Below are 14,777 nucleotides of genomic sequence, written 5' to 3' on the forward strand. Positions count from 1 at the left end.
AGAACCGGCTCACTCCTCGCGCTCACGCTTCAGCCCGGACCGCGAAGCGCACCAGCGACACCGACCCGATGAAGCCGAGCAGCGAGAGCACCACCAGCACGGGCAGCGTGGTGGCGTGCCGGTTCACGGCGGCCTCCGCCCCCACCGCGGCGAGCATCGCCGACAGCAGCAGGTCGGCGCCGACGACCCGGTCGAGCAGGGACGGGCCCCGGTAGATCCGGGCCAGGGCGAGCAGCGCGGTGGCCGAGAGCAGCACGGTCAACGCGACGGCGAGCAGGACTGTCACGGGTGGTTCCTCCGTTCGTCGGGTGCGAGGTCGAGCCGGCGTACCTCGTCGGGAGATCCGATGGCGCGGACGATGCGCCGTTCGACGGCGAGCACGCGCTCGCGGCTGCCGGTGATGTCCTCGGGTCCGCGCACGTCGAGCACGTGCACGTAGAGCACGCCCGCGGCCCGGTCGACGTCGAGGATCAGCGTGCCCGGCACCAGCGAGATCACCTCGGCGGTGAGCGCGAGGTTGAGGTCGGTGCGCACGCGCAGCGGCACCGCGATGATCGCGCCGCGCGGGCGGTAGCCGAGACGCAGCGCCACGGCTGCCACGTGCACGCTGGCGCTGACCAGTTCCGCGACGAACGTCGCCGCGAACACCAGCAGCGCGCGGGGGCGCAACCGGCCGCCGAAGGTGACCGGCGGCAGTGGGAAGAACAGCAGCACGGCCACGCCGACCACCAGTCCGGCGATCACGTTGCCCAGGGAGACGTCGCCCCACAGCAGCAGCCAGGCGGCGACCAGCCAGCCGAGTGCCAGCGCCTGGTCCCGCCGCCGCCCGCCCCGCCCGACGGTCGGCGTCGGCGCGTCCGGGGCGGGCGCCGCACGGGATACGCCGGCGGGCTCACCGGTCGCACCCCCGCCCGGGGGCAGGTCGTCGGTCACGGCACGTCCCGGGGCAGGACCGCCCGCACGTACGGGGTGCGCTCGCGCAGGTCGGTGGCCGCGTCGGCGGTGACCTGGAACAGCGGCCCGGCCACCAACGTGAACAGCACACCGAGCGCGACCAGGGCGGTGGTGGCCCCGACCATCAGTCCGGGCAGCCGGGCCGGCGGGGTGGTGGTGGCCAGCCGGGGCTCCCGCCAGAACGCGATGTTCCACACCCGGGAGGCCGCGTAGAGCGTGAGCAGGCTGGTCAGCGTACCGGCCGCGACCAGCACCGTGGGCAGCGTCCCGCCCGCTGCGACGCCCGCCTGGAGCAGCCCGAGCTTGCCGAGGAAGCCGGAGAACGGCGGGATGCCGGCGAGGTTCATCGCGGGGACGAAGAAGAGCACGCCGAGCATCGGGGCGATCCGGGCCAGGCCGCCGATGCGGCGCAGGTCGGTGCTGCCCGCGCGTTCCTCGACCAGGCCGGCGACCAGGAACAGCGTGGTCTGGATGGTGATGTGGTGCACCACGTAGAAGATCGCCCCGGACAGGCCGGCGACGGTGCTCAGCGCCACCCCGAAGATCATGTAGCCGATGTGGCTGACCAGCGTGAAGGACAGCAGCCGCTTCAGGTCCGACTGGGCCACCGCACCGAGGATGCCGACCACCATGGTCAGCCCGGCCACCACCATCAGCAGCGTGGCGACCTGGCCGCCGGGGAACAGCAGCGTCTCGGTGCGGATGATCGCGTACACGCCGACCTTGGTGAGCAGGCCGGCGAAGACCGCCGTCACCGGCGCGGGCGCGGTCGGGTAGCTGTCCGGCAGCCACGCCGACAGCGGGAACACCGCCGCCTTGATCCCGAACGCGAGCAGCAGCATCAGTTGCAGGGTCAGGCGTACGCCCGACGGCAGCGCGTCCAGCCGACCGGCGAGCTGGGCCATGTTCAGCGTGCCGGTGGCCGCATACACCAGCCCCACCGCGGACAGGAACAGCAGCGACGACAGGATGCTGACCACCACGTACGTCGATCCGGTCCGCAACCGCACCTCGGTGCCGCCCAGCGTGATCAGCACGAAGCTCGCGGCCAGCAGGATCTCGAAGCCGACGAACAGGTTGAACAGGTCCCCGGCCAGGAAGGCGTTCGTCACGCCCGCGGTGAGCACCAGGTACGTGGGGTGGTAGATGTTCACCGGCGCGGTCTCCCCGGTCTCCCCCCGGCCCTGGCCGATCGAGTAGAGCAGGACGCACAGCGTCACCGCCGAGGAGACGAGCACCATCAGCGCCGCCAGCTGGTCGGCGACCAGCACGATGCCCACCGGCGCCGGCCAGCCGCCCACCTGCACCACCACCGGCCCGAACCGGTACGCCTGCACCAGCAGCACCGCCGCCACCACCAGGACGCTGGACAGGCAGAGGACGCTTATCGACCGCTGCAGGCGGGGCCGGCCGGACAGCACGAGGGTGAGCGCCGCGCCGAGCAGCGGCACCACCACCGGCAGCGGCACCAGGGCGCTCATTGGGCTTCCCCGTCCCGGCGCAACCGCCGGCGGGCCGGCTCCGGGTCCACCTGCTCCGGGTCGTCGTCCGGGCCCTCACCGCCGAGGTCCGCGGTGGACACCTCGTTGCTCTCGGCGAGCCGGACGATCTGCCGGTCCTCCAGGTCGTCCTGGACCTCGTCGTCGCCGCTGGTGTACCAGCTCCGGTACGCGACAGCGAGCAGGAACGCGGTCAGCCCGAACGTGATCACCACGGCGGTGAGCACCATGGCCTGCGGCAGCGCGTCGCTCATCTCCCGCTGCGGGGCGGTACCGACCAGCGGAGCGGCGCCGGACCGCCCGCCCAGCAGGATGAGCAGGTTCACGCCGTTGCCGAGCAGGATGATGCCGAGCAGGATCCGGGTCAGGCTGCGTTCCAGCAGCAGCGTGACACCGGCGGCGACGAGCACCCCGACCGCCAGCACCAGCACCAGCGTCGGCCCGGCCGCCCCGCGCGTCATGACTGGCCCTCGCGCTGGATGACCAGGCCGCGCCCCGCCTCGCCCGCCGCCTCCACGTGCCGGTCCACCTCGGCGCCCAGGCTGCGCAGGATGTCCAGCACCAGCCCGACCACCACCAGGTAGACGCCGATGTCGAAGAACAGCGACGTGACCAGGTAGAAGTCACCGACCAGCGGCAGCCACAGGTTGACCTTGATGCTCTGGAGCACCTCGCCGGTGAGCGCCAGGCCGAGCACGCCGCTGCCGACCGAGATGCCCAGACCCGCGCCGAGCACCGTGCCGGCCCCGACCGGCGCCGCCTCGGCCAGCTCGTACCGGCCGCCGGCCAGGTACCGCAGGGCCAGCGCGAGGCCGGCCACGAGCCCGCCGGCGAAGCCGCCACCGGGGGCGTTGTGCCCGGAGAAGAGCAGGAACAGCGAGAAGATCAGGACGGTGTGGAAGATCAGCCGGGTGACCACCTCGAACACGATCGACCGCCGCCGTTCCGGCAGCGTCTGCCCACCGCGCAGCCACACCGTGCGCCGGTCGCCGGCGCGCAGTGCGGCCGGTGGGGGACGGCGGGGACGCGGCCCGGTGCGGGACCGCTCGTAGATCAGGCTGGCCACGCCGGTCGCGGTGACCACGAGCACCGAGATCTCCCCCATCGTGTCCCAGGCCCGGATGTCGACCAGCGTCACGTTCACGACGTTGCGGCCGTACCCCTCGATCAGGGCCAGGTCCGGGAAGTCGGCGGAGATCGACGGCGCTCGCCGCGCCCCGGCCGCGGCCAGCGCCAGACCGGCCATCACCACACCGGTGGCGATTCCGATGCCGCGGCGGACCCAGCGGCTGCGGCGCAGCGGACGGGCCGAGAACCGCTCCGGCAGCCGACGCAGCACCAGCACGAACACGGCGATCGTCGCGGTCTCCACCAGGAACTGGGTCAGTGCCACGTCCGGCGCGCCGTAGAGGACGAACATCATCGCGGTGCCGTAGCCGGTCACGCCGACGAGCAGCATCGCGGTGAGCCGGCGGCGCGCGCCGACCGCGAGCAGCGCGGCCACCGCGATCACCACGCAGACCACGAGCTGGGCCGGGTTGTCCCAGGTCGCCAGGTCGACCCGCCACGGCGCGGTCGCGATCATCGCCCCGCCCGGCACGAACACCAGCACGAGCAGCACGGTGCCGAGGTACTGCGGCAACGACCCGCGCTGGGTGGCGCCGGTGACCTCGATGGCGAGCCGGTCGAAGGCGTGCGTCACCCACTCGTACCCCTGGTTGCCGCCCACCGGCGAGCGCAGCCGGGCCAGCGCGGGCGCCAGCGGGCCGCGGACCAGGTGCAGCACCACACCGCCGGCCAGCACGAGGGCGGACAAACCGAGCGCCGCCGTGGGGCCGTGCCAGAGCGCCAGGTGCTCCTCGACCGGCCCGAACAGCTCGGCGTACGGCTCGAACAGGCCGCTCAGCCACCCGGCCGCCGGGCCGGCGGCGAGCCCGGCCACGGCGAGCAGCGCCGGGGGTACGAGCATCGCGGCGGGCGGCCGGGCCAGCTCGGTGTCCGGGGTGCCGGGCCGGGTGCCGAACGCGCCCCAGAGGAACCGGATGCTGTACGCGACGGTGAGCGCGCTGCCCACCACCAGCACGGTCAGCACCAGCGGATCACCGGTGAACGCGGCGAGCGCCGCCTCCTTCCCGACGAACCCGAGCAGCGGCGGCACCCCGGCCATCGAGGCGGCGGCCAGCGTGGCGACGACGGCCAGCACCGGCGCGGTCCGCCTGACCCCGGACAGCTCCCGCAGGTCACGGGTGCCGGCCTCGTGGTCGAGGATGCCGACGACGAGGAACAGCGCCGCCTTGAACAGGGCGTGTGCTGCCAGCATCGCCACCCCGGCCAGCGCCGCCTTCGGGGTGCCCGCGCCGAACACCACGGTGAGCAGACCGAGCTGGCTGACCGTCCCGTACGCCAGCAGCAGCTTCAGGTCGGTCTGCCGCAGCGCCGCCCACCCGCCGATGACGAGCGTGACCAGGCCGGCGACCACGGTGACCGGCCGCCACCCGTCGACCGGGGCGAGCACCGGGCCGAGCAGTCCGATGAGGAAGATGCCGGCCTTCACCATCGCCGCCGCGTGCAGGTACGCGCTCACCGGCGTCGGGGCGGCCATCGCCACCGGCAGCCAGGCGTTGAACGGGAACACCGCGGACTTCGCCAGTGCCCCGGCGAGGATCAGCAGCACCGCGACGACCAGGTACCCGCCGCCGGGCAGCGGCGCCGAGGCCACCGCCGACCACCGGTAGCCGCCGGCGTGGTGGCCGAGCAGCAGGAACCCGACGAGCATGGCGAGCCCGCCCAGCGTGGTCACTGTCAGCGCCTGCGCGGCGGCCCACCGGCTGGACCGGCGCTCGGTGCTGTGCCCGATGAGCAGGTACGAGAAGACGGTGGTCAGTTCCCAGAAGACGTAGAGCAGCAGCAGGTCGTCGGAGACGACGAGGCCGAGCATCGCCCCGGCGAAGGCGACCATGACGGCGGCGAACCGGGCCAGCCCGATGGACCCGGGCGGGAAGTAGCGGGCGGAGTAGACCAGCACGAGCGCGCCGACGCCGCCGACGAGCAGCAGCATCAGCCAGGACAACGTCGTGACGCGCAGCGCCACGTCGAGCTGGAGCTGCGAGATCCACTGGTACGTCTCGACCACTTCGCCGCCGTCGCGTACCGCTCCGGTGTGCGCCGCCGCCCAGACCGCTGTGGCGGCCGGGGCGAGCGCGAGCAGCAGGCAGGCGCGCGGACCCCACCGGCGGACCAGCAGCGGGGCGAGCAGCGCCGCCACCAGGTGCACGATCAGCAGGACGAGCACACGTACTCCCGGTCGAGGTGACAGCGCGCGAACACGCTGGTGTCACAACCGATCACACGCCACAGAGGCACCGAACCGGGCGGTTTTCCCCAAAACCCACCCTTACCCCACCCGGCCACCCGGCGTGCAGCCGCCCCATCGCCCGGTGATCAAGGAGTTCGTGTCCGGGATCACGCGGCCGGAACCCGCCGCGAACTCCTTGATCACCGGAGTGGTTGGGGGCGAGGAGGGGACGGGTGGGAGAGGGCGGTCAGGGGGTGGGGCCGGGGGTGGCCAGCTGGTGGGCGGCGCGGTCTACCGCGCGCTGGGCGGCGGCCAGGGAGCGCAGCGGCAGCCGGGCGTCCCGGCTCTCCCGGCGCTGGACGAAGTAGTGCACGGCGGCCCGGACCCGGGCACGGTCGGCGGCGCTGGACCGGGCGGTCGCCAGGATCATCTCGCGCAGCCGCGCGGCGAGTTCCTCGGCCAGCTCCAGATCAGGACCGTGCAGCCCGGCGCGGAGCGCCGCCAGTCGACTGTCGACCTTGCGGATGAGCACGTCGGTTCCGGACCCCCGGCCTCGTTCCTCGACGGTCATCCACGCCTCCACCCCACGCCGCATCGCGAGTGAAGTTACTTTATGTTGCAGCCCACAAGCAAGCAGTTAAGTAAGACTTAACGGAATAATCGCCCATTCCATTCTTCGACTGCCGCGCGCGGGACGGAACGGTCCGGCGGCGGGCCGGTTGTCACACCCGCGCGGCAGGATGGGTGCGTGGCGGACGAGGTGGCCCGGTCAGGCGGGTCGGGCAGGTCAGACGGTTCAGGCAGGTCAGACGGTTCAGGCAGGTCGGGCGGGGTGCTGGCGGAGTTCGGCGCGGCGACCCGGGAGTGGTTCACCGCGGCGTTCGCCGCGCCCACCCCGGCCCAGGAGGGCGCCTGGCGCTCGGTCGCCGCCGCCCGCAACGCGCTCGTCGTCGCGCCGACCGGCTCCGGCAAGACGCTCGCGGCGTTTCTCTGGTCGCTCGACCGGCTCGCCAAGGAGCCACCGCCGGCCGATCCCCGGCGCCGCTGCCGGGTGCTCTACGTGAGCCCGCTCAAGGCGCTCGCCGTCGACGTGGAACGCAACCTGCGCGCCCCGCTCACCGGCATCCGCCAGGCCGCCTCCCGGCTCGGCCTGGTCCCGCCGGACGTCACCGTCGGGATGCGGACCGGCGACACCCCGGCCGACGAGCGCCGGGCCTTCGCCCGCACCCCGCCGGACATCCTCATCACCACACCCGAGTCGCTGTTCCTGCTGCTCACCTCCGCCGCCCGCGACTCGCTGCGCGGCGTCGACACGGTCATCGTGGACGAGGTGCACGCGGTCGCCGGCACCAAGCGCGGCGCGCACCTGGCGCTGTCCCTGGAACGCCTCGACGCGCTGCTGGAGCGACCGGCGCAACGGATCGGGCTGTCCGCCACCGTCCGGCCGATCGACGTGTGCGCCCGCTTCCTCGGCGGCGCGCGCCCGGTCGACGTGGTGCAGCCGCCGTCGAACAAGACCATCGAGGTCAGCGTCCAGGTCCCGGTGGAGGACATGACTCGCCTCGACGAGCAGGAGCCACCCGAGGACGATCTCGGCGGCCTCGCGCCCCGCCGCCCCTCCATCTGGCCGGCGGTCGAGGAACGCGTGTTCGCGCTGATCCGCGCGCACCGGTCCACGATCGTGTTCACCAACTCCCGGCGTAGCGCCGAACGCCTCTGCGCCCGCCTCAACGAGCTGGCCGCCGAGGAGATCGAGGCGGCGTCCGGCCCGGAGGGCGGTCGCGTGGCCCGGGGTGGGGAGCCGGTGCGCGTATCCGATCTGCTGCCCGGCGTCGACGGCCCGCCGGCCGGCGACGAGGCCGGGCTCGACGACGCCGACGGGCTCGGCCCGGCGTCCGGCGGCGGGCCGGCCGACGGGAGCCGGGCCCGGCGCGGGGCGGAGGCGTTCGGCGGGCCGGTGGGGCCGGTGCGCGCGCCGCGGCAGCCGGCGGAGGTGATGGCGCAGTCCGGCGCGGCGGCCGGGGCGCCGGCGGTGATCGCGCGGGCGCACCACGGCAGCGTGTCCCGGGAGGAGCGCAAGCAGATCGAGGAGGCGCTCAAGTCCGGCCGGCTGCCCGCCGTGGTCGCCACGTCCAGCTTGGAGCTGGGCATCGACATGGGCGCCGTCGACCTGGTGGTGCAGATCGAGGCGCCGCCGAGCGTGGCGGCCGGGCTGCAACGGGTCGGGCGGGCCGGGCACCAGGTCGGTGCGGTCTCGCGCGGCGTCGTCTTCCCCAAGCACCGGGGCGACCTGCTCTCCTGCACGGTGGTGGCCGAGCGGATGGGCGCCGGTGCGATCGAGGAGCTGCACTACCCGCGCAACCCGCTCGACGTGCTGGCCCAGCAGATCGTCGCGATGGTGGCGCTGGAGCCGTGGCGGCTCGGCGACCTCGCCGTGCTGGTCCGGCGGGCGGCTCCGTTCGCGGAGCTGCCCGACTCGGCGCTGCACGCGGTGCTCGACATGCTCTCCGGGCGCTACCCGTCCACCGCGTTCGCCGAGCTGCGGCCGCGCCTGGTCTGGGACCGCGCCACCGACGTGCTGACCGGCCGGCCCGGCGCGCAGCGGCTCGCCGTGACCAGCGGCGGCACCATCCCCGACCGGGGCCTGTTCGGCGTGTTCCTGGCCGGCGCCGAGCGGGCCGCGCGGGTCGGCGAGCTGGACGAGGAGATGGTCTACGAGTCCCGGGTCGGTGACGTGTTCCTGCTCGGCTCGTCGTCCTGGCGGATCGAGGAGATCACCCCCGACCGGGTGCTCGTCTCCCCCGCGCCCGGCCAGGCGGCCCGGATGCCGTTCTGGAAGGGCGACCAGCTCGGCCGCCCGGTGGAGCTGGGGCGGGCGATCGGCGCCCGGGTCCGGGCACTGCTGCGGCAGTCCGACGCCGACGCGGTGGCGGCGCTGCGGGCCGGCGGGCTGGACGACTGGGCCGCCGGCAACCTGATGAACTACCTGCGCGAGCAGAAGGCCGCCACCCGGGCGCTGCCGGACGACCGGACGGTGGTGGTCGAACGGTTCCGCGACGAGCTGGGCGACTGGCGGCTCGCCGTGCACTCGGTGCTCGGCGCGCGGGTCAACGGGCCGTGGGCGCTGGCGATCGGCCGCCGGCTGGCCGAGCGGTACGGCGTGGACGCCCAGGTCATGCCCTCCGACGACGGCATCGTGGTGCGCCTGCCCGACACCGCCGAGACGCCACCCGGTGCCGACGTGGTCGTCTTCGAGCCGGACGAGATCGCCCAGCTCGTCGAGGAGTCGGTGGGCACGTCGGCGCTGTTCGCGTCCCGGTTCCGCGAGTGCGCGGCCCGGTCGCTGCTGCTGCCCCGCCGTGACCCCCGGCGGCGGCAGCCCCTGTGGCAGCAACGCCAGCGCGCCGCGCAACTGCTCGACGTGGCCCGCGAGTACGCCGACTTCCCGGTCACGCTGGAAGCGGCCCGCGAGTGCCTCCAGGACGTCTTCGACCAGCCCGCCCTCGGCGAGCTGATGCGCGACCTGGCCGCCCGCAAGGTACGCCTGGTCGAGGTGGAGTCCGAACGGCCGTCGCCGTTCGCCAGGTCGCTGCTGTTCGGGTACGTCGGCGCGTTCCTCTACGAGGGCGACGCCCCGCTGGCCGAGCGGCGGGCCGCCGCGCTGGCGCTCGACTCCGGGCTGCTCGGCGAGCTGCTCGGCCGGGTCGACCTGCGGGAGCTGCTCGACCCGGAGGTGCTCGCCGAGACCGCCCGCCAGCTGCGCTGGCTCACCGAGCAGCGACGCCCCCGCGACCCGGAGGACGTGGTCGAGCTGCTGCGCGTGGTCGGTGACCTGAGCAGCGCCGAGCTGGCCGAGCGGGGAGTGCCGGAGTCCTGGGCCGACGAGCTGGCCGCGGCCCGGCGGGTGCTGCGGGTCCGCATCGCCGGCGAGGACCGCTGGGTCGTCGTCGAGGACGCCGCCCGGCTGCGTGACGCGCTCGGGGTGGCGCTGCCCGTCGGGGTGGCGGAGGCGTACCTCGCGCCGGTGGCCGATCCGCTCGCCGACCTCGTCGCCCGGTACGCCCGTACGCACGGCCCGTTCGCGGCGGCCACCTGCGCGGCCCGGTTCGGGCTCGGCGTGTTCGTGGTGGAGCAGGCGCTGCGGCGCCTCGCCTCGGGCGGCCGGGTGGTCTCCGGTGAGTTCGCCCCGGACACGGTGGGCACCCAGTGGTGTGACGCGGAGGTGCTGCGCATGCTGCGCCGCCGTTCGCTGGCCGCCCTGCGCCGGGAGATCGAGCCAGTGCCGCCGCGCGCACTCGCCGCGTTCCTGCCCCGCTGGCAGCAGGTCGGCTCGTCGGCCCGGGGCGTCGAGGCGGTCGCCGCCGCCGTCGAGCAGTTGCAGGGCGTGAGTGTGCCGGCGTCCGCGCTGGAACGTCTGGTGCTGCCCGCCCGGGTCGCCGACTACTCCCCCGCCCAGCTCGACGAGCTGTGCGCCAGTGGTGAGGTGGTGTGGGCCGGTGCGGGCGCGATCTCCGGTGGCGACGGGTGGGTGACGCTCGCGTACGCCGACGTGGCGCCGCTGCTGCTCCCGCCGCCGGACGAGGCGCTGACGCTGACCCCGCTGCACGAGTCGGTGCTCGACGCGCTCGCCGACGGGCAGGCGCTGTTCTTCCGCTCGCTGTCCGACCGGGTCGGCGCCACCGACGACGCCGCCCTGTCCGGCGCGGTGTGGGATCTGGTGTGGGCCGGCCACCTCACGAACGACACGCTAGCGCCGCTGCGGGCGGCGCTCGGCGCGGGCGGGGCGCACCGGTCCCGGCCGTCGGCGCCACGCACCCGTTACCGCCGTCCGGGCCGGGTGGCGCTGCCCAGCCGTGGCGGTCCGCCCACGATGGCCGGTCGCTGGTCCCGGCTGCCCGAACGCGACAGCGACCCCACCCGCCGGGCCGCCGCCCTCGCCGATCTGCTGCTGGAACGGCACGGCGTGGTGACCCGGGGCGCGGTCGTGGCCGAGCAGGTCACCGGCGGCTTTGCCGGGGTCTACCCGGTGCTGTCCGCGATGGAGGAACGCGGGGCGGCCCGGCGCGGCTACTTCGTCGAAGGGCTCGGCGCGGCGCAGTTCGCGGTGCCGGGTGCGGTGGACCGCATCCGGGCGCTCGCCGACGACAGCCAGGGCCGGGGCGGCCCGACGGTAGTGCTCGCCGCCACCGACCCGGCGAATCCGTACGGCGCGGCGCTGCCCTGGCCGGAACGCGTTGTCGACTCCGGCGACGGCGCGGCACCGGCCACCGGCCACCGGGCCGGGCGCAAGGCGGGCGCGCTTGTCGTGCTCGTCGGCGGTGACCTGGTGCTCTACGTGGAGCGGGGCGGCCGGACGATCCTGTCGTTCACCGACGACACCGACACGCTCGGCGCGGCCGGCAAGGCGCTCGCCGACGCGGTGCACTCCGGTGCGCTCGGCGCGATCTCGGTGGAACGCGCCGACGGCGAGGCCGTGCACGCGTCCCCGCTGCGCGACGCGCTGACCGCCGCCGGTTTCCGCGCCACCCCGCGCGGCCTGCGCCTGCGCGGCTGACCGCCCGGCCGCCCCGGTTAGGGTGTGCCGGTGGCCTCGATCCGGGTACGCCAGGCGCGCGACGGGGACCGCGCGGCGCTGACGGCGTTGCACGAGCGGGAGTGGGGCGGGCCGATCGTGGTGGTCCACGACACCCGCTACGACCTGCGTGACCTGCCCGCGTTGGTGGCTGTCGACGACGGCGGCGGGTTCGCCGGCGCGCTGCGCTTCTACAAGCGCCGGGGACTGCGCGTCGTGGCGGTGGACGCGGGTGCCGTGGACCGGGCCCGGGCGGTCAAGCAGACGATTCCCCAGGTCGGCGCGGACGGGATCCCGCTGCACGACGAGCTGCGCCTGGCGCGGCACCTGACCGGGGCGGGCAACAAGTGAACGGCACCCCGCGGTGTGTCTCGCTGACCACCGACTACGGGCTGTCCGACGGGTTCGTGGCGGCGTGCCACGGCGTCCTGGCCCGGCTCGCCCCGGCCGTCCGGGTGATCGACGTGACGCACCTGATCCCGGCGGCCGACGTACGCCGGGGCGCGGCGGTGCTCGCGCAGACGGTGCCGTACCTGCCGTGGGGCGTGCACGTCGCGGTGGTCGACCCGGGCGTCGGCACGACGCGGCGCGGGATCGCGCTCGCCGCGCCCGGCGGGCTGCTGGTCGGGCCGGACAACGGGCTGCTGATCCCGGCCGCGGAGGCGCTCGGCGGGGTGACCGAGGCGGTGGAGCTGACCAACCCGGACTGGCTCGGCCCGGTCGTCTCCCGCACGTTCCACGGGCGGGACGTGTTCGCGCCGGTCGCCGCCCGGCTGGCGCTCGGCGCGCCGCCGGCCGAGGCCGGACCGGCAGTGGACCCGGGCACGCTGGTCCGGCTGCCGGAACCGGTGGTACGCGCCGAGCCCGGCGGCTTCAGCGCCGAGGTGCTGACCGTCGACCACTTCGGCAACGTCCAGCTCGCCGCGCCGGGCACGCTGCTCGACGGTCTGCCGGCCCAGGTGCTGGTGAACGGCCACGAGGCGGTCCACGGCCGCACCTTCGGCGACGCGGAACCCGGCGCCCTGGTGGTCTACGTCGACTCGGCCGCCCAGGTCGCGATAGCGGTGAACACCGGCCGAGCCGCCGACACCCTCCGAGCCACCCCAGGCGCCCTGGTCACCATCACCCGTCTCCCCCGCGATCTTGCACTTGATGCCCCGACATAACGGGCGAATGCCCCAGGGGCGGGGCCGAAACTGCAAGATCGCGGAGGAGAGGCAGGGGCGGGCGGGCGGGTCAGCAGCGGGGGACTGTGCCGCCGTAGATCGAGGACAGGTACGCGTGGCTGACGTAGTTGCCGCCCACCAGGCGGTACCACCTCGTCGTCGTGCGGTACGTGCCGGCGATCCGCTGCCCGGTCACGTAGCACTGCACCGGCACGTGGGCGTACGTGGCGGCCAGCCCCCGGCTCGCGTACGAGGTGCTCGCCCCGGCGCGCAGGTTCAGCGGCCCGGAGCCGACCACAGCCCGCGCCCCGCCACCGGTCCACAGCAGCGTCACGTCCACCCACGCGTTGTCGGTGAGCCGCAGCCCGTCCCAGAACGTGCCGTCGGCCAGGTCCAGCCCGGCCGGGTTGCGGACGGTACGGCCGAACTGGTCGCGCCCGCCGTTGTAGCCGTTCTGGTACGCCGCCTGCGCCTCCGGCAACCCGCGCGGCAGGTCCTTCCAGTTCTCCCGGACCGACGCCGGGTTCCACCAGTCGTCGCGGGTGTTCCACGGGCCGACGTCCCACACCGGGGCGTACTCGCAGCGGCTGCCGTTCGTCGTGCAGACCTTGACGGTGTAGTCGCCGGTGTTGCGCGGGGACAGGCCGCGCCGGGTGGGCAGCGCCGCGAAGTGGTCCCGGGTACCCACCGTGTGCCCGTTGGCGGTGATGCCGCCGACCAGGCCGATCCGGGTCGCGTACACCCGGTACTTGAGCGCGGCGGCCGGCTGGACCGCCGTGGTGGCGACCTTGTCGGCGGCCAGGGTCAGGCTGGTGACGGTGGCCTCCGACGCGCTGCCGCTGGTGGTCAGCACGACGCGCGCCTGCACCCGGCTGACCGGTGCGTCGAACACCGCCTCGGTGGCGTCGCGCCACTCGGTCCAGCCTCGGCCACGCCAGCCGCGTACCTGGGCCACCGCCGTACCCCCGTCGCCGGTGCGGGCGGCGAACTGTGTGCGTACCCGGGTCGCGGGCCGGTCCAGGGTGCGCGGCGCGGAGAGCAGGATGCCCTCGGCGACCGGTCCGCCGACGGCGGCCGGTCGGGTGCGGGCGGTGGGCCGGGGGTCGGCCAGGCGCAGGCGGCCGGACCGCCAGGCGACGTTGACGTCGTCGCCGCCGGCGACGGCGAGGTCGACGGACCAGCGTTCGGGGCCGGGCGCGGTGGCGCGGGACGGTACGGCGGCAGGCGGGGGCGCGGCCGGCGCGGGCGTGCCGGGCAGTCCGGCGGCCACGGTGAGCAGGGCGGTCAGGGCGACGACGGTACGACGTCGTGAATGTGCCATGGGCGTCTCCTCAGAACCCCCTGATCCTGGCGTTTCCGCAGATCAAGTGGAACCTCAGTACAAATAGCGACACATGCGAATTCTGCTCGGCCGGGGGACAATGGCCGGGTGCCCGAAGGCGACACCGTCTGGAACACCGCGCGCGTCCTGCAACGCGCGCTCGCCGGGGCCCGGCTCACCGGGTCCGACTTCCGCGTGCCACAGCTCGCCACCACGGACCTGACCGGCTGGACCGTGCGCGAGTCGGCCAGCCGGGGCAAGCACCTGCTGCTGCGCCTCACCGGCACCGACGCCGAGCCGTGGACGCTGCACTCGCACCTGCGGATGGACGGCGCCTGGCGGGCGTACGCGCCGGGTGAGCGCTGGAGCGGCCGGCCGGCGCACCTGATCCGGGTGGTGCTGCGCTCCCCCGCCGCTGTCGCCGTCGGCTACCACCTGCACGAACTGGTGCTGGTGCCGACGGCCGAGGAGGAATCGCTCGTCGGCCACCTCGGCCCGGACCTGCTCGGGCCGGACTGGGACGCCGACGAGGCGGTCCGCCGGCTCGCGGCCGACCCGGACCGGACCATCGGTGAGGCGCTGCTCGACCAGCGCAACCTGGCCGGGGTGGGCAACCTCTACAAGTGCGAGGTGCTGTTCCTGCGCGGCGTGTCGCCGTGGACGCCGGTCGGCGCGGTGCCGGACCTACCAGGCACCGTCGCGCTGGCCCAGCGACTGCTCGCGGCCAACCGGGGCCGCTGGACGCAGAGCACCACCGGGGTGCTGCACCGGGGCGGCACCAGCTACGTGTACGGCCGCCGGGCCCAGCCGTGCCGCCGCTGCGGGACCGCCATCCGCAAGGAGGAACTGGGCGAACGGGTCACCTACTGGTGCCCGGCCTGCCAACCAGGCGTGGAACTTCCACGAAACGCCCAAGATCGGCCGAGATAGGGACGATTGGGTACTTCCGCCTCACCCCTGTGACGTCGCA

11 protein-coding genes are annotated in these 14,777 nt (G+C 74.7%); 4 read left to right on the forward strand and 7 right to left on the reverse strand.

What is annotated here, in order from left to right:
* Positions 1-22: 22 nt before the first annotated feature.
* From OC439_RS12910 to OC439_RS12935, 6 genes are all read right to left on the reverse strand, one after another.
* Entirely contained in the window at positions 23-286 is a 264-nt protein-coding gene (locus OC439_RS12910; RefSeq protein WP_013284715.1) for a monovalent cation/H+ antiporter complex subunit F, read from the reverse strand.
* Complete coding sequence (locus tag OC439_RS12915) at positions 283-933, reverse strand: Na+/H+ antiporter subunit E (RefSeq protein ID WP_262013596.1); 651 nt, start codon at positions 931-933, stop codon at positions 283-285. Before OC439_RS12915 ends, OC439_RS12910 begins: the two co-directional genes overlap by 4 nt.
* On the reverse strand, positions 930-2,435 hold the full coding sequence (locus OC439_RS12920) for a Na+/H+ antiporter subunit D (RefSeq protein ID WP_262013597.1): 1,506 nt from the start codon (positions 2,433-2,435) through the stop codon (positions 930-932). The genes OC439_RS12915 and OC439_RS12920 overlap by 4 nt, the downstream gene beginning before the upstream one ends.
* Positions 2,432-2,914, reverse strand: coding sequence for a Na(+)/H(+) antiporter subunit C (locus tag OC439_RS12925; protein ID WP_047894325.1), 483 nt, complete (start codon positions 2,912-2,914; stop codon positions 2,432-2,434). The genes OC439_RS12920 and OC439_RS12925 overlap by 4 nt, the downstream gene beginning before the upstream one ends.
* Positions 2,911-5,745, reverse strand: coding sequence for a Na+/H+ antiporter subunit A (locus tag OC439_RS12930; RefSeq protein ID WP_262013598.1), 2,835 nt, complete (start codon positions 5,743-5,745; stop codon positions 2,911-2,913). Before OC439_RS12930 ends, OC439_RS12925 begins: the two co-directional genes overlap by 4 nt.
* A 250-nt stretch (positions 5,746-5,995) precedes the next feature.
* Positions 5,996-6,319 (reverse strand): hypothetical protein, encoded by a 324-nt coding sequence (locus OC439_RS12935; RefSeq protein WP_262013659.1) that lies wholly within the window; start codon positions 6,317-6,319, stop codon positions 5,996-5,998.
* 261 nt (positions 6,320-6,580) lie between these two features.
* On the opposite strand from OC439_RS12935, the gene OC439_RS12940 reads away from it, so the two are divergent.
* The 3 genes from OC439_RS12940 to OC439_RS12950 are packed head-to-tail and all read left to right on the forward strand — an operon-like array spanning position 6,581 to position 12,486.
* Positions 6,581-11,302: a DEAD/DEAH box helicase gene (locus OC439_RS12940; protein ID WP_262013599.1), complete on the forward strand. Its 4,722-nt coding sequence runs from the start codon at positions 6,581-6,583 to the stop codon at positions 11,300-11,302.
* Positions 11,303-11,332: 30 nt separating this feature from the next.
* A complete protein-coding gene (locus OC439_RS12945; protein WP_262013600.1) occupies positions 11,333-11,671 on the forward strand; it encodes a hypothetical protein in 339 nt (112 codons plus the stop codon).
* A complete protein-coding gene (locus OC439_RS12950; protein WP_262013601.1) occupies positions 11,668-12,486 on the forward strand; it encodes an S-adenosyl-l-methionine hydroxide adenosyltransferase family protein in 819 nt (272 codons plus the stop codon). The genes OC439_RS12945 and OC439_RS12950 overlap by 4 nt, the downstream gene beginning before the upstream one ends.
* A 70-nt stretch (positions 12,487-12,556) precedes the next feature.
* Here the strand turns inward: OC439_RS12950 and OC439_RS12955 are convergent, their stop codons facing one another.
* Positions 12,557-13,807 carry a hypothetical protein gene (locus OC439_RS12955; RefSeq protein ID WP_262013602.1) on the reverse strand — a complete coding sequence of 417 codons (1,251 nt, stop codon included), beginning with the start codon at positions 13,805-13,807 and terminating at the stop codon, positions 12,557-12,559.
* A 108-nt stretch (positions 13,808-13,915) separates the two neighbouring features.
* Between OC439_RS12955 and OC439_RS12960 the strand changes: the two genes are divergently transcribed.
* Positions 13,916-14,737 (forward strand): DNA-formamidopyrimidine glycosylase family protein, encoded by an 822-nt coding sequence (locus OC439_RS12960; RefSeq protein ID WP_262013603.1) that lies wholly within the window; start codon positions 13,916-13,918, stop codon positions 14,735-14,737.
* Positions 14,738-14,777: the final 40 nt, after the last annotated feature.

The organism is Micromonospora sp. Mcm103, from assembly GCF_024519755.1.
Lineage (GTDB): Bacteria > Actinomycetota > Actinomycetes > Mycobacteriales > Micromonosporaceae > Micromonospora > Micromonospora aurantiaca.

Bases quoted from the DNA above. Each gene is read 5' to 3' on its own strand.
- OC439_RS12920 (WP_262013597.1), bottom strand. From the start codon at position 2,435: ATGAGCGCCCTGGTGCCGCTGCCGGTGGTGGTGCCGCTGCTCGGCGCG.
- OC439_RS12925 (WP_047894325.1), bottom strand. From the start codon at position 2,914: ATGACGCGCGGGGCGGCCGGGCCGACGCTGGTGCTGGTGCTGGCGGTC.
- OC439_RS12935 (WP_262013659.1), bottom strand. From the start codon at position 6,319: ATGACCGTCGAGGAACGAGGCCGGGGGTCCGGAACCGACGTGCTCATC.
- OC439_RS12955 (WP_262013602.1), bottom strand. From the start codon at position 13,807: ATGGCACATTCACGACGTCGTACCGTCGTCGCCCTGACCGCCCTGCTC.